This window comes from Pseudaeromonas pectinilytica, assembly GCF_054780855.1.
Map to the genome: position 1 here is coordinate 1 of NZ_BAAGVN010000337.1, position 20,976 is coordinate 20,976.

Below are 20,976 nucleotides of genomic sequence, written 5' to 3' on the forward strand. Positions count from 1 at the left end.
TGTTATTGAGTGATCGGCATGGATGTTATTACGTGATCGGCATGAATGTTATTGAGCGATCGCCATGCGTGGGAATATGCAGTGGTTTTGAAGCTTGGGAAAATAATACATTCAAGAGGTACTCAGTCAGCGAAGTAGACATTGTTGAGTTATCTCCTATAAAAGCAGATTGTTTGTCTGATATGGATAAGCAACCCAAAATACCCAATGCAAACTGGCGGGAAAAAACATCGCACAAGATTGAGTATAAATGGCGTATAGAGCCGCCGGTTATCACTAACGCCAGTCCAGAGTATTTCAAACCTTTAACGGCTAAGGGTGAAACTTCTAAGAAGCAGGATTCAGGAGCGCCTAGAAAAAGTTATGAGCCAAAGGTTGTTCGACTGACAAAAAAACAGTTAGCTATTACAGTTCGTCAAGAATACGAACTTGCCATGGCAAAAAGGCTGAAGCAAAGTGAATTGCCAAACGCCCGAATTGTATTGGAGGTGTAACTTTGGATAACAAAAACACACTGCTTTGTTGGCACTCAAAAAGAGCTGGTGTTGAGGTATTAGACGAAGCGTTAAAGCGGCTTAAGAATCGTAAAGTTTATGTTGGCAAAGTCATTGTTCTTACTCAGTCAGCTGGGGATAACAGTCTGTACAAAGAGCATGAATTTGGCGATATACAGATTACCTTTCGAACTGTAGCTATCGAGAACCCAGCTGATCACAACGAAATTTATCACGCAATAGAGTCTGAGATTATTCCAGAGCTAAAGCTTGAACAGAATCTTCATATCAATGTATCGCCGGGAACTCCGGCGATGCATGCGGTTTGGTTGATTCTTCATGCTCGGGGGCATTTTCCACGCGAAACAATCCTCTGGTCATCACAATATAACCCCGATACCAAAAGAACCAGCATTGCCAAAGTTGATTTCAGTGTAAATACGTATTTGGCAGAGATCTCTGCTATTTCAAGTTCAGAGGGCGGTTACGCCCTTTACGATTTAGACTCTAAATCAAAAGCAAGGCAGGATGCATTACAAACGTTAAAGCAGTTCTCTTGTGTTCCCAAAGCTCCGTTACTTGTACTGGGTGAACGTGGTACAGGGAAAACGAGGCTAATTGAAACCGTTGTCGGTAAGGTAAAGCAAAAGCAGGTTGTTACGCTTGCATGTGGAGGACTAGATTCTCAAGTGGTTGATAGTATGTTGTTTGGCCACGTAAAAGGTGCCTTCACTGGGGCGGAAAAGGATCGCAATGGACTTTTGAAAGAAGCAAATGGAAAAGTTTTGTTTTTGGATGAGATTCAAGATTTACCAACTTCGGTTCAGCGAAAGCTGGTTCGAGTGCTTCAAGATAACCATCACAGTTTTCGCCCTGTTGGAAGTGACACTGAGGAAGCATCTGACTTCGAGCTAGTTTGTGCGAGTAATAAATCACTTGAGCAATTGGCAACGATACTCGATGCTGATTTCTTTGATCGTGTATCCATGCTCACAATAACAATACCTCCACTTCGTGCATGCAGAGAAGATATTCTGTCGGATTGGCAAAGAATCTGGCAGGAAGTTAATGTTAACCCCAATCTGCCTGCGGAAGCTCCAGTGTCAAATGAATTAATCCAGTTTTTTAAATCGGCATATTTACCAGGTAACTTACGTGACCTAAAAAAGCTGGCATACATGTCTTGTGCTTTTTTGAGCTCCCAAACTACAGAGTCGGCAATCTCTAGCTCATTAGCTGCGTTGGGCGAGCCTGTTATCCAGGAGGATAGTCCTGACACAAGGTTTGCATTTGGTGATTTATCCAAGACAACTAAGGATGAGTTAATGAAAGCGTTTCATAAGGAATTTGCAACAGCTGCCAAAAAGCAATTCGGTACATGGGTTAAAGCCGCAGAAGCATTGAAGGTAGATCAAAAAACTTTGCAAAAGTATATGAGAGACAATTGAGTTTTTTTAGTGTGTGATTGTTTTCATTAAGATTTGGTGTTGGTGCTGCTTAGCAAGACGACAAATTCTTCAATCTATCTAACCGAGTCCATATAGGACAACTGCATAGACTGGAGCCTCGATTTACATTAACGAGGACTCCTCATGCGAAAAATATCTCCAATTATTCTGGCGCTTGCGCTTTCTCCTTTGGTTCAAGCTGAACCTGTGTCTGAAGTGTCGCCCGTTGGCAAAATTGACGGCATGGTTTCTTTGCCAGTCACGGGTATGAAAGCGGTCGAAAGCAATGGCCGTATTGTTTTCATGTCAGACAGTGGCCGGTTCGTCATTGATGGCACGCTCTATGATGCCTGGTCCAAAAAGCCGCTTACCAGCCTTGAAGAAATTCGTGAAGCGGGGAACACGCTGGACTTAAGTCGTCTTGGCTTAAAAATGGATGATTTGAATCCACTGACGCTGGGTGAAGGCAAAAAGAAAGTGGTGGTCTTTGTTGATCCACGATGCCCGCATTGCCATGAGCTTTTGAAACAAGCCTTACCGTTAACCAAAGAATACACCTTCCAAATTCTCCCTGTGCCAGTGCTTGGTCCTGATTCAGAGCGTCAGGTTCGCCAGCTTGGCTGTGCGCGTGACAGGAAAGCGGCCACCGATGCATTGCTCAGTGGCCGGATTGGTAACCTAGATCAGGATGATGCCTGCAACTTGGAGCCAATGCAGCGTACTTTGGTGACGGCTCAAATTCTGGGCATTCAAGGTGTGCCTTTCATCGTCGCCAATGATGGTCGCATCAGCCGAGGTCGTCCTTATGATCTTTCTGCTTGGTTGGAGGGGCGTTAATGAAAGCCTCTCTGTATTCAGGGCAACGCGCTTCAGAGCTCTTGCCAGTATTGGCCTATTCAGACGATGAGCAACTGTTTTTCATGGAAGACCAGAGTGTTGGCTTTGGTTTTCTATGTGACCCATTGCCGGGTGGTGATGAGTCTGTTGCAGACAGGGTTAATGTTCTACTTAACAACGACTGGCCAAAAGACACTTTGCTGCAATTTGGCCTGTACGCCTCGCCTGATATTCAAACCGACCTTCAACGCATGATGGGCTTACGGCATCGTCAATCCGATCCATTACTCAGGGCGTCGATACGCAAACGTGCGGAATTCCTCGATGGGGGCACGGTTCAACCGATAGAAGAATCGACCCAGACTCAGGTACGCAACTTTCAACTGATCGTCACCTGCAAATTGCCTTTGGAAAGTCCTATACCGACGGAGCGTGAGTTGAGTCGAGCATCCGCGCTTCGGGCTTCTTTCTCGCAAGCGCTGGCAACGGTTGGTTTTCGCGTCACGGAGATGACTGACCGAAACTGGCTCGCGGCATTAAGTGCGCAGCTTAACTGGGGAAAAGATGCTTCCTGGCGTAATCCATCACCAATCCGCAGTGAGGCAGATAAACCACTTCGGGAGCAAGTGTTGGATTATGACCGAGCTATCAAGGTGGATAGCCAAGGTCTGATGCTGGGCGATTACCGAGTTAAAACCTTATCGTTTAAGCGCTTGCCTGAGCGGATCTGGTTTGGTCATGCCGCAAGTTTTGCGGGCGATATGATGACGGGCAGTCGCGGTTTACGCGGAAGCTTTTTGCTGAATGTCACCATTCACTTTCCTTCAGCTGAGGCGATGCGATCTCGTCTAGAGACGAAGCGTCAATGGGCGGTTAATCAGGCCTATGGGCCGATGCTCAAGTTTGTGCCGGTGCTTGCAGCCAAGAAAAAGGGGTTCGATGTTCTTTTTGAAGCCTTGCAAGAAGGTGATCGTCCTATTCGGGCAAATATGACCTTAACGCTGTTTTCCCCAACGGAAGAGGCGTCCATCAGCTCTGTTTCAAATGCTCGAACCTATTTCAAAGAACTTGGATTTGAGCTGATGGAAGACAAGTACTTCTGTTTGCCCATTTTCCTGAATGCCTTGCCATTTGGTGCTGACCGCCAAGCGATGAACGACTTGTTTCGATTCAAGACCATGGCGACACGGCATGTAATCCCTTTGCTGCCTTTGTTTGCGGATTGGAAAGGCACGGGCACGCCAGTGATTAACTTTGTTTCCCGTAATGGCCAGATCATGAGTGTGTCCCTTTATGACTCGGGCAGTAATTACAACTGTTGCATAGCGGCGCAATCGGGATCGGGTAAGTCATTCCTGGTGAACGAAATCATCTCCTCCTACTTATCTGAAGGCGGGCAATGCTGGGTGATTGATGTTGGCCGCTCTTATGAAAAACTGTGTGAAGTCTATGACGGGGAGTTCTTACAGTTCGGGCGGGACAGTGGCATTTGCTTAAATCCGTTTGAAATCGTTGAGGACTATGACGAAGAAGCGGATGTACTGGGTGGGTTATTGGCCGCAATGGCCGCACCTACGCAGTCATTAACCGATTTTCAGATGGCCAACCTAAAGCGTCAGACCCGTGAACTGTGGGAGAAAAAAGGTCGTGCCATGTTGGTTGATGATGTGGCAGAGGCTTTAAAAAATCATGAAGACCGACGTGTGCAGGACGTGGGTGAGCAGCTCTATCCGTTTACGACACAGGGCGAATATGGCCGCTTCTTTAATGGTCATAACAATATTCGCTTCAAAAACCGTTTCACTGTTTTGGAGTTAGAAGAGCTCAAGGGGCGCAAGCACCTACAACAAGTGGTGTTGCTTCAGCTTATCTACCAAATCCAACAAGAGATGTACTTAGGTGAGCGTGATCGTCGCAAGATTGTGTTCATCGACGAAGCCTGGGATCTGCTGACTCAAGGTGATGTCGGTAAATTTATCGAAACGGGTTACCGGCGATTTCGAAAATATGGTGGCAGTGCTGTAACGGTAACGCAATCGGTCAACGATTTGTATGACAGCCCAACAGGTAAAGCCATCGCTGAAAACTCGGCCAATATGTACCTGCTTGGCCAAAAAGCTGAAACCATCAACGCGCTCAAAAAAGAAGGCCGCTTACCACTAGGTGAAGGCGGCTACGAATACCTGAAAACGGTTCATACCGTCACGGGTGTCTATTCCGAAATTTTCTTTATTACCGAAATGGGCACCGGGATTGGCCGCCTCATCGTCGATCCGTTTCACAAGCTGTTGTACTCGTCCCGTGCAGAAGATGTAAATGCGATTAAGCAGTTAACGCGCAAAGGCCTTTCTGTTGCTGATGCCATCTCTCAGTTGTTGAAGGAGCGAGGCTATGAATAAGTCCACGCTTTGGCCATTTATGGCCTCTATTACTTTGTCTATTGCAGGCAGCGGTTTAATGACCAGCTGGCTCTTAATGAAAACACTCGAACCCATCCACAGCCAGTTGGCGTTAAGTACGCCCATTGCAGTCGTCGATTTTGGGGAGGCGGTGTTGTCACTGGGCCCCAATGCCAGCGAACAAGACATCGAATCCAGGTTGCTTGAGACCAATAAGCAAATTGAAAAGTTAAAAACAGCCGGTTTTATCGTGCTGGATGCCCAAGCGGTGGTGGGTGCTGATGATTCCGTATTTGTGCCAGTAGGCTCAAAGGAGGTGTCTCATGCAGATACTCCGTAAAAGAATGCCTTGGCGGCCATACCTCATCCGGTTGACTGTTCTTGCGTTAATCATGGCCTTGGTAGGCACCTACGCCATGATGCGCTACCGAATAGGTATTGATACCCAGCAAGAGCGCTGCCTGCCTGATACCACGGTGTATCTGATTGACCTATGGAATAAAGAGCCCGTTAAGGATGGTTTGTATGCCTTCCACTCAAAAGGACTCGCTCCGTTATATAACGACGGTACTCGGATGCTTAAACGCCTAACAGGGATGCCTGGGGATGAAGTCAATGTGACGCCTGAGCATGTGCTGGTGAACGGTGCTGAAGTCTCTACCGGCATGGCATTAGCCCAGCGTCTTGGTGTGGCGGAATCACAATTTAGCCGCTCATTGACGCTGCAAGAAAACGAATATTGGTTTTCCGGCGAGGCTGCAACGAGTTTCGACTCCCGTTATTGGAATGCCGTTAAGCGCGAGCAGATTGTCGGTCGCGCTTGGCCGCTTTGGTAGGAGGTGGATGATGAGAAGACTATGCCTCTTATTTTTGTTGGTTGCTCCATTGGCTTGGGTGCAAGTGTCCTGGGCACAAGAGCCTTATCCGTTGTCTGACGAGGACAAAAAGATCGTCGAAATGAGCCGCAGCATTTTACAAAGTGCTGTGGATGGTTCATCTGAATTTATAGAGCCTTTTGCACCGGTTGAACAACCTGCGTCGCTCAAACACAGCGATGAATGGTTGATATTTGCGTCGTCCTCACTGGGGGATTCGTCACTGACGCAGCTTTTCAAAGAGGCCAGTGCTACCGGCGCTATTGTGTTGTTTCGGGGAATTCCTGAAGGAAAGACCTTGGGGGCGGCTATCCGTGATTGGCATACGCTGATGACAGGGCTTGATCCTGTTCCTCAGGTTCGAATCGATCCGAAAGCCTTTGTGCACTGGCGGGTGACTAGCGTGCCTGCCATTTTCCGCATAGAAGATGACAAGGTGACTGCAAGTGCACTAGGGGTTTACAGCAAGGACTGGTTGCAGCGTCAAATTGAAACAGGCAATACCGGTTCATTGGGTCAACGCGGTCCTATTCATTCGATTTTAGAACCGGATTTGATGCAAGTAGCGATGCAGCGTTTACAGTCGATTGATCTGGGTGCATTAAAGAAAAAAGCCATTGAGCGTTTCTGGTCTCGCCAAACATTTACTGACTTACCCAAAACCACGCAGTATCGGATAAGAACGGTTGATCCAACCTTCGTCTTGCAGCGGCCACTATTGGATGCCAATGGCCGAACATTGATCCCAGCAGGAACGCGTATTAACCCGCTCAAAGCCTTGCCATTTACTCAGCAGCTCGTGGTGTTTAATGCGTCGGACGCTGAAGAAGTAGACGCAGTTGCGCATTGGCTTGAGACGCAAGATAGGACACTGCGCCGCATTACGCTTATCACCACGCAGCTCGACCGTGCGCAAGGCTGGAATCGCCTCAATGCGATCGAAAAGACATTGGACAGTCCGGTTTACCTTCTCAATGCCTCGCTAAAGCAGCGCTTTGATCTGCAAGTCACCCCATCGTTTGTTCAAGCAAAGGGACTCGCGTTTGAAATAGAAGAGATTCCAGCAAAGGAGCTTGTTCATGAAAAAGCTCAATAATACGTATCGTCTGTTGCGGACTCTCGTTGTCATGTTTGTCCTGGGCGCATCTATTTCTGCTAAAGCCGAACTGACCTGCCCAGACGCGGGTTTATTGTCCGGTAAGTTGCTGACGGATGTTTGCTGGTCATGCATTTTTCCTATCCGGGTTGCAGGTCTTCCACTTGGCTCTGGCAGTGTCCCAAGCGGCGCATCAAACAAGTCGTTTTGCTTATGTGAAGACAACTTAGGTGTGCCAAGGCCAGGTATTGTTACCAGCATGTGGGAGCCAGCGCGTCTGATTGAACTGGTCAGAACGCCGGGTTGTTCGCCTTCCCTGGGAGGGATTCGTTTACCGTTAGGTGATAGGCGACTGCAAGGTGGTCATGGCGAGGGTGAATATGACACCGGTGATCTCGCTTTCTACCATTACCATTATTACGCCTTTCCGCTTCTGGTCATGCTCGATTTGTTCATGGATGGCAATTGCAATGCCGATGGTTACATGGACTTTGACTTGATGTATTTGTCGGAATTGGACCCAACATGGCTGAACGATGAACTGGCCTTTTTTACTCAGCCTGAAGCGGCTGCCGTTGCCAATCCATTGGCTATATCTGCTTGTACCGCTGACGCTGCTTCATCAACGCTTGGTAAACCCATCGACCAGTTGTTTTGGTGTGCTGGCAGTTGGGGCCATCTCTATCCCTTATCTGGCCACACCTTAGCCTTCGGCTCATTAGCAGAAAACACCAGCCATTTAGCGGCGCGTGCAATCGCGGCTCAACACAGGCGTGGTCTTGCTAGGCGAACAATGGGGAACAGTGCGCTATGCCGACCTGTTATCGAACCCATGCTGCCGAAATCCCAATACAAGATGAGTATGTTCTTCCCTGTACCGGAAACTGAAAGTGCGCATGTCATCGGTGAAAGCACCATGAAATGGGGAGAGTGGCGAACAATCCCTGGTGCCGGTGAAGATGCGCTCTACATTTTGTGGCGCTGGCAAGACTGCTGTAACTCGGGAGGTTAAATATGAAACCAACACTTTTTACCCGAGTTTTAGCGGGTGTTTTATCAATCACTATGGCGTGCTTGCCCTTACATGGTGTGGCCGCTGATGTGCAGCGCCAATCCGGCCTAAGCGGACAACAAGAAGGTAAGCAATTGCTGCAAAACTGGACGATGCCCGCACTCAATGGCAATACATTGTCGGTGCCGAATGGCGGTGGTAATGAGTCCATTAACTTGCAAGAGCTTTTCCCTGGTATGGATCAGGGCTCATTGGATGTCTTAACGGGCGTTTATGGCTCTGATGCCAGCATGAATCAATTGGGGACACAGCGGCAAGAGAGCATGGCATCCGAAAGTGGCGCTACGGGTGAAGCGTTTCGGTCTCTACAGCAAATCAAAGACAGGTCTCGGCCAGATATGGTCAATGATCCGCTTTGGGCATTAACCGATGCGGTTCAAACTGACCCAAATCTATTAACGCAAAGCTTCCCAGGCTGTGAGTCTCAAGGTGAAGGCAGCCCAAATTACCAGCAATGTGACAGGCTCAATACAGCGGTTAACAGCTGCACTATTACTCACGATTACACGGCAGGCATTATTGAGCATGTTTCAGGACCGATGAACCTTCGCTCTTGTGGTGAGGGGTGTCTTGAAGTTTGGATAGGACGTATTGGCGACAACTACTGGAGTGGCCGTTGTAAAGTGTTTGAACAGGCCATCACACTCAAAGTCGTGAACCCCGATGCGATTACCTCAGCCGTTCTTGAGTACGCTAAATGGGATGACTACATGCAAGTGTGGCTTGGCGATCAGAAAGTCTGGTCTGGGCCGAACAATAACTTTCCACCAGAAACGTCAGGTCGCTGCGAGCTCAGTACCAGTTGGGAACGCAATCCTAATACTGACCTCACTGCCAAGCTAAAAGCGGTAGAGCCCGGTTTAGAAGTGCCGATAAAAATTCGCGTATCGGTTACGGGTAGTGGTGAGGGGTATGCACGCATCAAGGTGCGCTTTGATCCAACCAAGGTGGTGATGAATGATAGTTGGTCGCCACAATCCTGTATTGAACAAGCAGCGGATATCCCGACGAAGTTTTCAGACTACAGCATTCAATGCACGGATCAGCCGTCTTCAACCAACGGATGTACGGTGGTCAATGGTGTTTCAGTTTGTGAATCCTACTTTGCCCCAAGCCCAGTGGCTGGCATATCGCCTTTGTGTCGGCGTGTACAAGTTAGTGTGGATGATGAAAGCTATAAGGGGATTGAAAATCAGGCTTGCCAAGTGCTTGAAGCGAATCCTTCCTGTGGATTCATGTCGTCAGTATGTGCCGAAACCAATGATAAAGGTGAATGCATTCGTTTTACCGATACCTATGACTGTGGTTTGCAAACCAGTGATCCAAAGTGTGTGGTATCCAACCTTATGCCAAGTAGTTTTGAGGCCTGTGAGCCTACTCAGACGATTACGCCATTTACTGAAACCAAGCATGTACCGGATTACCAGGTGTGCGAGAAGATCAGCACGCTTACTGAGTGTCAGTTAGAACGACGTGTATCCGCTGAAACCCATCAACAAAGCTGGTCCATTGAGCGCGGTTGCTTTAGCTCTGAAACGCTCAGCTTTGTTCCACAGCACAGCAGCACTATGCAAACTGGAAACGCGACGCTGAGAGTGTTTGATAATCAAAATACTGAGATAAAAATCACCGAGTCGCCGTCCAAGGCAAATGGCTGGAAAACGACACTCTCATTGACGGGCAACAAGGAGACGGTCACAGAGACGAAACCGTCCATTAAATACCCTGAAATGACCTGTCCAAAAGGAACCTTGGTTGGCTCATTGTGCAAGGTCGTTAATGGGTCGATTATTTCGTGGCATGAACCGCAGGAAGTCACGCGTTCCAGATGTGAGTCCGGCTGGAACAAAGTCGATTTCGATACTTGCAGCCGAGAAGTTCAGAAGTGTTTGGCTCCTGCGAAACTGAGCGCTTCATTGGCCTTCTCTGGCAAATACTTAGAGCAAGACGTTGTTCATCAATCAAGTGATCCGGGCATAGACCAATGCTTGATGCAAACAGATCAGTTTACTGCGGTTCAGTGGCGGTGTTTGGATACGGGCACAAAACGAATCGACGGGTTAACGGTTGGTAGTGGCGAGTTGGCCAATCTGGGAAGCCTTTATCCGGCGGTTGTTTCGTCTCCTGCTCATTTAACCAGTCGCGGCAGTTCTGATGGACTGGGGCTCTCATGCTGGAGGGCAAGAGCGACCTACAATGCTTCGACTGCTCACCCAGAGTTCAACATGGGCAGCTCAGATAGCTGGGTAGATGCCAATGGTAATACACAAACCATCGTCAATAACGGACAAAACACGACCACCAATACGTGTGCCGCGCTAGAGCAAAACCCGGCCTGCCAGTACGTCAGAACCGAATGCACTGAAGGCGGGGCTGGTCATGAAGGCTTCTGCTATATCCAAAGTTTGGTGTATGACTGCGGACAAAGCGTCGAAGTGCAAAATGCACGAATGGAAACTCAATACAACTGTGAGGGGCCAGTTCGCTGCATGGGCACAGATTGTTTAGAGCCAGAGTCAATCAAGCAGGCTAACTTTGCAGAAGCCGCAGCGATGCTTAATGCGGCGCAGTTTATGACCAATGATATGTCATGTACGGGCGCTGATGGCCAAGATAACGTCGAGTGTACGGTCTTTAAAGGTAATGCTGGCCAGTGCAAAAAAGCCGTTGGCGGCATAGTCGATTGCTGTGAAAAGCCAAGTGGCGTGTCGTTATCGGACTACATTACGATGATAGTGGCGGTTAACAAGCTTGATACGGCAGTCATGGCCATGAATCCGTCTTCGGCAATCTATGGTTCGTGGAATACGCTCAGGGAGCCAATCACGAGCACTTGGAGTGCGGTCAAAGAGCCTTTTGTGTCAGCATGGGACTCTCTCATGGGAGCTGGGCCATCAACGGCTGCTGGCGCGGGAGCGGAGCAAGCTGCGACTGGCTTCATGCAGGTGTTGACCAACAAAACGGCTGAATGGGTAGGTACTACCTTTGGTTCGGGGGCCCAATCGGCACTGTTTAGTAACGTTGGTGGCGCGGTTGGAGCCGATGGTGTTGTTTCGGGCGGTAACTTTGCCCTGGGGGGCGCTGCGGGCGCGGTTCTGAGTACGGTTATGACGGCCTACATGATTTATTCAGTCACCATGATCCTCATTCAACTTATCTGGAAATGTGAGCAGAGTGAGTTTGAAATGAACGCTAAGCGGGTATTGAAGAGTTGCCATTATGTAGGCTCTTACTGCAAGTCTAAGTTCTTAGGTGCCTGTGTTGAGAAACGGCAGTCATATTGCTGCTTTACTTCGCCGCTTTCACGGATCATTCAGGAACAAGTACGTCCTCAATTGGGCCTTGGTTGGGGCAGTGCGAAGTCACCAAACTGTGAAGGTTTGACCGCGAGTCAGTTAAACCAAGTGGATTGGAGCCAAGTCAATCTGGATGAATGGATAGGTATCTTATCGATAACAGGCAACTTACCCGAAGTACCGTCACTGGATCTGGAACGACTCACAGGCTCAGGAAGTACGCTAAACGTTGATGGGAACCGTCAAAGTGCCGCAGACAGAGCCATTGAACGGCTAAACGGAATGGATGCCCAGAAACTGCGTCAGGAGGCGACGGAAGAAATTTCAGGAAATAATTAAAAGAAATTGCTCTATTAGCTCCGTTTTAACTGGGCTAATAGAGCATATAAGAATAATAAATATGTATTGATATGTGTTGCGATTAGTTTGCAACAGATGTGAAGTAGCTCATATCTGTCTTACAGTTTCGAATAGGATTGGACTTCTTCGGACTGAAAACTATGAGCAAGGAACTGACAGCCGGACAAACTCATTTTTGGGCAAAAGTGTGTTAGATCTATGGCTAAAAACACTCGATTTCGGATAAGTTTATATTGGGCAAGCTGATATTAGATGGCAAACTACTGATCTTATGGAAAAGTGACAAAGTTGTGCCCGCATACCATGAAAGTCAAAAAATCAGCAATTATCTATACAGGCTATGATTATCAGACGCTGCAGGGCGTAAAACTGCTTGCGGAATGGCTTCATAGCCCTTCTCAGTATGTCAGGGTGGCCTTTGAAGCCGATACGGATGGCAATGAAACACCTGAAGGCATAGATGATGTTGTTTGTGAACGACCAAATGGCGTTCAAGATTTTTGGCAAGTTAAATTTACCCCCTCCCCTGAGAAGGGCGAAAACTGCCTTACGTGGGATTGGTTATTAAAAATCTCAGGTAAAACAGCTAGATCTCGTTCCATTCTTAAAAAGCTTTACGATGCTATTAATGCTGTGCCTGCTGAAAAGCTTGGGGATGTAGTTCTATTGACCAACAAGCGGCCGGATAGATCTATGGAGTCCTGCCTGCGTGGTTCCAAAATAGACTTTAATCAGGTTGATGGTGACTCACAACAAGAGGTTATCCGACAATTAGGAAGCCACGAAGCCGCTATGTTTCTTTTTTCGAAGTTGACCGTCCAACATAGTGATGGAGACTACATTACGATAAAGCGTAGTGTTCGAGCCGAGCTTTTGAAGTTTTCCGACGATACAGGCGTTGAGCGGCTTGTCGCAAGAGCACGTGAATGGGCAATGTTTCAGAATAATCCCCCAGAAAATGGTTGGATTTATCTTCATCATGTTAGAGAAGTTTTATCACCAAAAAGACCGGAGCCCATACCTGAAATATTCTCTGTGCCTGAGGATTATTGCCTCCCAAATTCAGATTTTCACGAAAATTTACTTGCTCGTATTAGCAGCTCGGACGGCGAAGTCATTACGTTAACGGGCAAGCCTGGTGTTGGAAAAAGTACGTATCTATCGTTTTTGTGTCAAGAATTGGAAGATCAGGAAATTCCGCTATTACGTCATCACTATTTCTTATCGTTGGGGGATACAACTGAAGACAGACTAAGCCCAAGAATCGTCGCTGAATCGCTGCTACATCAAATCAATAGTTTTCACAAAGAAGCAAATGCAAGTACATCCCATCCTGAAAACCTGCGTGATGCACTGGTAACCTGCGCAAATTATTACAAAGACAAGGGGAAACCATTTTTAGTATTAATTGATGGGCTGGATCATGTTTGGCGAGACAATGCCAAAAATAAAAAGCCATTGGACGAAACCTTCAGACAATTGCTACCTACAACAGATAACTTAGTGATACTTGTTGGAACGCAACCAGTTGACGATGAATTACTCCCTCACACACTACTTACTTATTCACCTAAGAATGATTGGCATTGGTTGCCTGAAATGTCTGGAAATTCGATATACGAGTATTTAAAACTTCATATTGAATCTGGTCGATTATTCTTAAACTGTCATGAGCATCATGTGGATGAAGAAATTCAGACAAGTGCTGGCGCGTTATTAAAAGCTACAAATGGCTATCCTCTGCATGTAATCTACTCATCTGAGTATCTGTCTCATCATGGATTAGCACTTTCTTCTTGGCAAATTGAGAAGCTTCCTCCATGCTCCGATGGCAATATTACTACTTACTATTCCGAGCTTTGGCGTAACCTCAATTATAGACAAAAGGATGTTCTCCACCTTTGCAGTGGATTTCAATTTGCATGGCCGAGACAGGCGATTGGTTCCGTTGTCAAAGATATTCATGAATATGCTCCGAGCGTTGATGCCGTTGCACACATGCTGTCTGAAGGGCTTTGTGGAGTAAGGCCTTTTCATGAAAGCTTGGTTGTGTTTGTTAGAAGTCAGGAAGAACACGAAGAACGAATAAGTGCCTTGCTGCCATCTGTGTGTGAATGGCTAAAATTAAGCGCACCTATTCATCTCAAGGATAATTGGCTTTGGTCCTGTTTAGCTCGAATGGGCAGCACATCCGAATTACGAGAAGGCGTTGTAAGGGACTGGATACTTGATAAACTTATTACTGGCATGCCCGTCAAATCATGCATAAGGCTATTATCTGAAGCTGAAACATATGCATTTGAAGAACTTGAGTATGCTGAAGCATATAGCCATAGAGCATTAAAAACCCGGCTTATAAATGGACCTGAATTCCAGACTTGGGACCCCAATAATTTAAGTACGCTTTCCCTTATATTAGCTGATGAAGCATCTATAAATGAATTAATATCAGGACAAAACGAGTATTCACCAACCAAATTATCCATATTGGCAATTGCATTATGGTATAGAGGGGCAGTTGAACAAGCAGAGTTATTATCGCAGAAGGCTATTGATCGATATCGGGCTAAAACCAAACTTTTGTCTTCACGACACTCTCAAGATAACGAAGCTGAAGCTGCTGTATTGATAAAAGCAGGAGTATTAACTGACAGCCTTAACTACGATGTGATTTTTGAAGGAGGAAACTTCTCTAATTGGCCCGATGGATATGTGGCTAGTTTTAGACGTGCATGCCGTACAAAAAAAGAGCTGGGTCTGCTCTTCAGGGCTTGGCAGTGTTTACCCAGTAATTCAAATCATATCGGTCAAATCGAACTCGATGCAATTAGATTAAGCATTATAGAGGGTGCAGATATTGCCCGTAGGCCAGAATATAGCGCTTTTTCCTCACAGTCGTTATCTCAATTTCTAGATATATTCTCTAAGAAAAAATTTGCCAGTATTAAGACTCACCTTTTTGATGGCCTGTCGGCAACAGTCTTCAAAGTTGAAAAGACTGGCGGTTATCATAGCTGGTTTTTTTCTTCACTTTGTATCAGGTTAAGTGCGGGAGGCGACTTCTCTTGGTTACCAGTTAGTGCAACATCAGATCGAGCGGATGTGTCAGCTCATTATGCATTGCTTAATCAGCTTTCAGATTGGATCGCAAATGAACTTTTAGCAGGGAATACATTAAACTTTGACGTAGTTTGTGCGATGTTTCCTTCGGAACCAATATTGGATGGGGACCAATGGGACACACGACGAGCTGACATAAATTTTAAGCGCGATTGGATTGAAATTGCTGCCGATTGTCACCTGATAACAACCAAGTCAGAAATCACGCGTGATGAACTTGAGAACACTGTTGACTCTGGTGTAGTCAGAGTTGACTGGCTTCGGTTATGGTATAAGGAGATAGGTCTCAGACTGTTAGACGATGATGCAGTTGTACTACTCATTGAACTCGAAGAGGATCGACAGTTAAATGAGCTAGAAGAAACAATTGAGAATTCTAATGCTTACCTTGAACTCGCTCAAATAGCATTCCAACACGATAATCTAGCCCTTTTTGAAAGGTGTATGAAAAAAACATGGGATTATGTGCTCGGTTACGGGCATCACAAAGATCCCACCATATTTGATGTTTTGACAGCTGTGGAATACCTTTCCGAAGCTGATCCAGATTCTGCTCTGGAAATATTAGAGCGGATATCTCCGATTGTTTTCAATATATCCAAGTTTACCGACGGAGATGAAACTAGGCACTCTAAGCACTCCATATCTTCACTATTAGCAAAATTAAACCCGCAAACAGCTGCTTCTGTTTATGATCAAGAGCTTAGCGATGGCGAATGGTATTATGCTGAAGAGACAATACTTAGGCTGCTTGAAAAATGTGACTTTTCTTCGCCTATAACTAAACATTTATATCTGACAGGTTTGCACTCAAGCTGTTACCAAATTCTTAAACAAAAAATTGAACAAAAAAATTCACAAGCAATTCATATCAGTGATGAAATAGAGAACTTGCTTGGTATTAAAGTTCAAGACATGGCTGAAGATAAGCGTTCATCGACTGATAAACTAGATGAAAAAATTTCGTTGCAGCCATCAGATTATCCGCCCGACAAGTTTGAAGAGCTGAATGTTGCGCTCAAAGGTAAATACAGTACAAGTGAATTTTGGAAGACATGGTACAAATATTGGAGTGTTCAGGGTAAAGAGACTGAGCTATTACAGCACTTAATACCACAATCATCGACATTTTCTGATCGTTTTAGTGACAAACGATACTTGTTAGATCTCCTTTATTTCAGTGTCAAAAAGTTAGAGGGCAAAGCAAAAGCCTTTGGGCTTTTGGTTGCAGCCCACAGGGCTATGGGCGGTTGGTCTGATTGGTACGAGCGAGCTGAGAATAGTATTGGTCGGCTTAAAGTCGTTGCAGAGCAATACCCCAAAAGGATTGATGAGTTCATAAAGCTTACAACATCACAGTTAGATAGCTGGAAGGATAATTTTGGAAGCTTAATTATTCCAAACGACAAATTAGTCTTTTTACTTTCTCATAGTGGTAGGAAAGATGAAGCGCTTGCATTTACTTTAGCGATGGTTGAAAAGCTGGAAGATGACGTTCGTAACCTTAAACTTACTGCGCCAGCCTGGGATTGGCGTCAGGATGACTCCCTCGAAGAAGCATTAGTTAAACTTTTAGTTTCAAGGCTGAAGCTCCCGGTACCTTCTATTAAGCTTTGGGCACTAGACCAGCTTTCACTGCTTTTGATAGGACAGCACCCAAGAGTAGAGGAGTTGTTGAAGGAAGATTTAGCAAAAAGAAAGCTCGAATCTGAGTGCATTGAAGTGTTATGCGTATTTTTCATCGCAAAGTCTAAGGGATATGTTTGCCAAAATGATCTGGGCCAATATATCAAAGCAAGGTCCACATTGTCTGATCTAATGCTCTCGGAATTAATATCAACTCCGGATGATTTCGGGGAGTATGCTTATCCATTTTATCCTTTTGTTAGTCTAGATAATGGAAATAATCGATTTGAATATTACCAGGGAAGTCATGTACCTCTCCTGTACAATTCTTGGTTGAAAAAAGAAGAGCGAAGAACCGGTTTACCCTTTACTAGTTATTACCGATCAGAATGGAACACTACATTCGAATATCAGCCTTCTTCGGGAGCTGCTATTGATTACTTTCTAGGTAGTGATAGACAAAGAGCTACCGGGCAATTTTATACGCAAGCAAGTCATCGTGGTCGTTCTGCATATCTGAGAACAATAGAAGTCGCAAAGCAATTTTTCGGTATGCCCGATTCTTATGCAGAGCATTTATCGATACCGGCACTACCTATCGAGCCTGCGTATATGGGATTACTACCTCAAAAGCCAAAATGGCTGCCTGAATGGGAGGAAGATAGTTCTCTCGTTAGGGATAATTTGATTAATTATGTTGAAGATGCGTTGGCGAATTTTGAAAGAGAAGATAACACTCTTGACCTGTTAGCAATTTCTTTGCCTATTAAGCTTGATGATGAGCGTTGGGTTGATTTAACTGTTGTAAAAGTCATCACGGAATTAGAGCAAGAAGCGAACATTCAAATAGAGGAACGTTCTGGGTGCCTAACAGTAGGTAACCTCTTAGATAAGCCGTTGTCATATGAGTTTGCTGAAAGTGAAAAGTCTGAAGTCACTGTATTAGCGAGTACTGCATACCCATTTATGAGATATGGTCATTGGCACTCTGATCTTGAATCGAGGGGACTCTACACCCCTAAATGTAATATTGCAGGCAAAAAAATTATTGGATCTTCTTCCGGCAGTCGATTTGGTTACTTCGTCGGTGATGACAATATTGGCTTCTCATCATTCTGGTACAATGATTGGCAACCTATTCACCCGAAAGGAGTCCGCTCTCTTTGTGGTTCTTTTACCGCTGTTAACAGGGATAAAATTGGAAAATGGCTAAACTTAAGCGTAGGAAAGCAGAAAAGCTATTATGTTTGCACTGCCGTAGTGCTTACATCTGAAGATAGCTTTAGAGACTACGATCAGCATGTGTTTAGCTTTTCAGTTGGTAAATTGTAGCGATATGAATTTCGTGCAGCAATGATGCCTTAGGTCTAATACAATGATTTTGATTGAAAATACAACAAGATGAAGAGCCCCTTCCAGAGGGGCTGGTTGATGGGAGCCTAGTTGGCTAGTTGGCGGGGTTATCTGTTTCCTCTTCAGTGATATCGTCATCGGTTGAAGGCACCGCTTGCTCAACTTCTGCTTCTTTACCCTTAGCTTGGGCTGATTTTCGTGCTCGAATTTCGATATCAATAATGCGTCGTGCAAGTTTGATAATGCGCTGTTGCCATGCGTAGTTGCCATCAACACGTTGCTTGTTGCTAAGCACGCTAGTTAACCAGAGTGTGTCCATTGAGATCATCAACGCATCGAGTTTGCGCACTAAGCCAACAAACTGGCCAACCTGGGGCGAACTTATTTTTGCGTTGAAGGTTATCGGGTCGGTGTAGTCAGGTACTTCATCGATGCCGTTGGACTCCATCAGTTTGTCCAAACGAGCTTGTTCGTTGTCTACCGCCTTAGCGCAATCCTCGATCAACTGGCTAATGATCTGTTCCACTTCATCAATTTCGTTCTCATCGCCAATGATGCGCAGAACGACATCGATTCCGTAGAGCGCACTGACCGTCCGTCTAAAAACACGGTCAACGACACGTTGCGCCTGTAAGCTATTAATTGTGAATGATTGTTCAAAGAGGGGTTTTGAGTAATTGGGTTTTGCTTGGGCCATAAGTTTGCTCCTGATATGACAATAATCAGTCCCTAGCCTAATCCTCTGTGAGGTAATGGCCTTTCAGCTAGGTGGAAGAATTGAGCATCTTTCTGACTATCCTGTCTGGATAAGACGGTTACACTGACTATCAAATATTGCTGATCTGTTTCAGTGATATCTGCGCCTGAGAGCATGAGCTCAAAGGAAGCCCGCCGCTGAGTTTTCGCAGTGGTACTAAGAGGTAGCTAGCCTCCTTAAACAAATAGCCTGCATGTTTTTACATGCTCAACCATGCGTTCCTTACGGTTCGCCTTTTCACCACCCAACTGGGGGAGTTTTCCCCAGTTGGGGGTGACTCCTTCAAAACCAATATAAGGAGTCACCAATGGAATATATCTTCGGATTTATTATCCAAATCGCAGGCATTATGTTGCTTGCAAAACTGAGCTGGTCGCTTTTGCGATTGCTTGCTCGTCAAAGCGTGCGCCCGTTTCGATTTGTACTTACTCAAATCAAGCGATTGCTCACACCAAAACCAAAACGTCGTCCAATGGCAGTGCCTAAAGCTCCTGGTATGCCCCGTTTGACATCTGCGTTTTACAAAGAGCCACATCAGTACGACATGGCTTTACTCGAAATACCAACCTATCTGCGTCGTCAGTCTTCTTTCCCCAGCCGGGCAGAAACGACTGTTTGCACAGAGTTCAACTAAGACAAGGAGAACATCATGAAAAACCAAGTAACACTCATAGGCTACGTTGGCTCTGAGCCAGAGACGCGAGCCTATCCATCAGGTGATTTAGTGACCAGCATTTCGCTGGCCACTTCTGAGAAATGGCGCGACCGTCAATCCAATGAACTCAAAGAGCATACGGAATGGCATCGGGTTGTTTTTCGAGATCGTGGTGGACTTAAGTTAGGGCTAAGAGCAAAAGATTTGATCCAAAAAGGAGCGAAGCTTTTTGTTCAAGGGCCTCAGCGCACGCGCTCATGGGAGAAAGATGGCATTAAGCATCGATTGACCGAAGTGGACGCGGACGAGTTTCTACTTCTGGATAGTGTAAACAAAGCATCTGAGCCATCACCGGCGGATGATGCGGGCTCCCAAACTAATTGGGCACAAACATATCCTGAACCAGATTTTTAACCGAGCAAACACGCTTCAACCCAGCCGGGAGTACTTTCCCGTCAGGGGCAGACTCCCACTTTGATTGTAGGAGTCCACAATGGAAAAACCAAAGCTAATCCAACGCTTTGCTGAGCGCTTTAGTGTCGATCCAAACAAGTTGTTCGATACCCTAAAAGCAACAGCCTTCAAGCAACGTGACGGTAGTGCACCGACCAATGAGCAGATGATGGCGCTCTTGGTGGTTGCAGATCAGTACGGCTTGAACCCTTTCACCAAAGAGATTTTTGCGTTCCCTGATAAACAAGCTGGAATTATTCCAGTGGTAGGTGTCGATGGATGGTCTCGCATCATCAATCAACACGACCAGTTTGATGGCATGGAGTTTAAGACTTCAGAAAACAAAGTCTCACTGGATGGCGCTAAAGAATGCCCTGAATGGATGGAATGCATCATCTATCGGCGCGACCGTTCGCACCCAGTCAAAATCACTGAGTATCTGGATGAAGTCTATCGACCGCCTTTTGAAGGTAACGGCAAAAATGGCCCTTACCGTGTAGATGGTCCATGGCAGACGCACACTAAGCGAATGCTAAGACATAAATCCATGATCCAGTGTTCCCGCATTGCGTTTGGCTTTGTGGGAATTTTCGATCAAGACGAAGCAGAGCGAATTATCGAAGGCCAAGCAACACACGTTGTTGAGCCATCGGTGATTCCACCCGAGCAAGTTGATGATCGAACCCGAGGGCTTGTTTACAAGCTTATCGAGCGTGCGGAAGCTTCAAACGCTTGGAATAGTGCATTGGAATATGCCAATGAACATTTTCAAGGTGTTGAGCTGACGTTTGCGAAACAAGAAATATTTAATGCACAGCAACAAGCAGCCAAAGCGCTCACACAGCCTTTAGCTTCTTAGCGCCACGCATTCATTTTACTAACCCTGGCGGGATTACTTTCCCGTCAGGGGGAAGGTCTCGTCATTTTTTTGGAGATCTTCCATGACTAAATCAGCCTCACTTTTTCGCTTGGTATTGGTTGTTGCCCTTGTCGTAGGTTCGATTCAAGTCGGTAAAACGGCAATTGATTCGCTTCAAGCAAGTGTTGTTCAGCACCAAACAGCGTTAGCACAAGCTGCAAAGTAACCACTTAACCCTGAAGGGGAGTTCTCTCCTTCGGGGGAGTCTCCCTTCAA

Annotated in this window: 15 protein-coding genes; 14 read left to right on the forward strand and 1 reads right to left on the reverse strand. The window is 46.1% G+C overall.

Features of this window, described 5'->3' with window-relative positions; all coding sequences use genetic code 11:
• The 10 genes from ACYVG7_RS15395 to ACYVG7_RS15440 all read left to right on the forward strand — a co-directional run.
• The coding region (locus ACYVG7_RS15395) for a hypothetical protein (RefSeq protein WP_460883980.1) at window positions 1-494 on the forward strand (494 nt) is incomplete at its 5' end.
• A 2-nt stretch (window positions 495-496) separates the two neighbouring features.
• Complete coding sequence (locus ACYVG7_RS15400) at window positions 497-1,942, forward strand: sigma-54-dependent transcriptional regulator (RefSeq protein WP_460883981.1); 1,446 nt, start codon at window positions 497-499, stop codon at window positions 1,940-1,942.
• Window positions 1,943-2,086: 144 nt separating this feature from the next.
• Window positions 2,087-2,779 carry a DsbC family protein gene (locus ACYVG7_RS15405; protein ID WP_460883982.1) on the forward strand — a complete coding sequence of 231 codons (693 nt, stop codon included), beginning with the start codon at window positions 2,087-2,089 and terminating at the stop codon, window positions 2,777-2,779.
• Window positions 2,779-5,178 carry a type IV secretion system protein TraC gene (gene traC / locus ACYVG7_RS15410; RefSeq protein WP_379962570.1) on the forward strand — a complete coding sequence of 800 codons (2,400 nt, stop codon included), beginning with the start codon at window positions 2,779-2,781 and terminating at the stop codon, window positions 5,176-5,178. The genes ACYVG7_RS15405 and traC overlap by 1 nt, the downstream gene beginning before the upstream one ends.
• Window positions 5,171-5,518: a plasmid-related protein gene (locus ACYVG7_RS15415; protein WP_379962571.1), complete on the forward strand. Its 348-nt coding sequence runs from the start codon at window positions 5,171-5,173 to the stop codon at window positions 5,516-5,518. Before traC ends, ACYVG7_RS15415 begins: the two co-directional genes overlap by 8 nt.
• Window positions 5,502-6,014 (forward strand): S26 family signal peptidase, encoded by a 513-nt coding sequence (locus tag ACYVG7_RS15420; protein WP_188708039.1) that lies wholly within the window; start codon window positions 5,502-5,504, stop codon window positions 6,012-6,014. Before ACYVG7_RS15415 ends, ACYVG7_RS15420 begins: the two co-directional genes overlap by 17 nt.
• Window positions 6,015-6,021: 7 nt before the next feature.
• Entirely contained in the window at window positions 6,022-7,149 is a 1,128-nt protein-coding gene (locus ACYVG7_RS15425; protein WP_460883983.1) for a TrbC family F-type conjugative pilus assembly protein, read from the forward strand.
• A complete protein-coding gene (locus tag ACYVG7_RS15430) occupies window positions 7,133-8,161 on the forward strand; it encodes a TraU family protein (RefSeq protein ID WP_024008827.1) in 1,029 nt (342 codons plus the stop codon). The genes ACYVG7_RS15425 and ACYVG7_RS15430 overlap by 17 nt, the downstream gene beginning before the upstream one ends.
• A gap of 2 nt (window positions 8,162-8,163) precedes the next feature.
• Window positions 8,164-11,856, forward strand: coding sequence for a conjugal transfer protein TraN (traN, locus tag ACYVG7_RS15435; RefSeq protein ID WP_460883984.1), 3,693 nt, complete (start codon window positions 8,164-8,166; stop codon window positions 11,854-11,856).
• A 324-nt stretch (window positions 11,857-12,180) separates the two neighbouring features.
• Entirely contained in the window at window positions 12,181-17,955 is a 5,775-nt protein-coding gene (locus ACYVG7_RS15440; RefSeq protein ID WP_460883985.1) for an ATP-binding protein, read from the forward strand.
• Window positions 17,956-18,070: 115 nt separating this feature from the next.
• On the opposite strand, the gene ACYVG7_RS15445 is transcribed toward ACYVG7_RS15440, so the two are convergent.
• The gene (locus tag ACYVG7_RS15445; protein ID WP_460883986.1) at window positions 18,071-18,673 is read right to left on the reverse strand and encodes a hypothetical protein; all 603 of its coding nucleotides are present in this window, start codon (window positions 18,671-18,673) and stop codon (window positions 18,071-18,073) included.
• 367 nt (window positions 18,674-19,040) lie between these two features.
• On the opposite strand from ACYVG7_RS15445, the gene ACYVG7_RS15450 reads away from it, so the two are divergent.
• The 4 genes from ACYVG7_RS15450 to ACYVG7_RS15465 all read left to right on the forward strand — a co-directional run bounded on the left by ACYVG7_RS15450 (window position 19,041) and on the right by ACYVG7_RS15465 (window position 20,926).
• A complete protein-coding gene (locus tag ACYVG7_RS15450; protein WP_115389060.1) occupies window positions 19,041-19,367 on the forward strand; it encodes a plasmid-related protein in 327 nt (108 codons plus the stop codon).
• Between the two features lie 15 nt (window positions 19,368-19,382).
• Window positions 19,383-19,802 (forward strand): single-stranded DNA-binding protein, encoded by a 420-nt coding sequence (locus tag ACYVG7_RS15455; RefSeq protein WP_460883987.1) that lies wholly within the window; start codon window positions 19,383-19,385, stop codon window positions 19,800-19,802.
• 79 nt (window positions 19,803-19,881) lie between these two features.
• Window positions 19,882-20,700, forward strand: a complete 819-nt coding sequence (gene bet, locus ACYVG7_RS15460) for a phage recombination protein Bet (RefSeq protein ID WP_000414662.1) — start codon at window positions 19,882-19,884, stop codon at window positions 20,698-20,700.
• Window positions 20,701-20,782: 82 nt separating this feature from the next.
• Window positions 20,783-20,926, forward strand: coding sequence for a hypothetical protein (locus tag ACYVG7_RS15465; RefSeq protein WP_337226113.1), 144 nt, complete (start codon window positions 20,783-20,785; stop codon window positions 20,924-20,926).
• The last annotated feature ends 50 nt before the right edge of the window (window positions 20,927-20,976 follow it).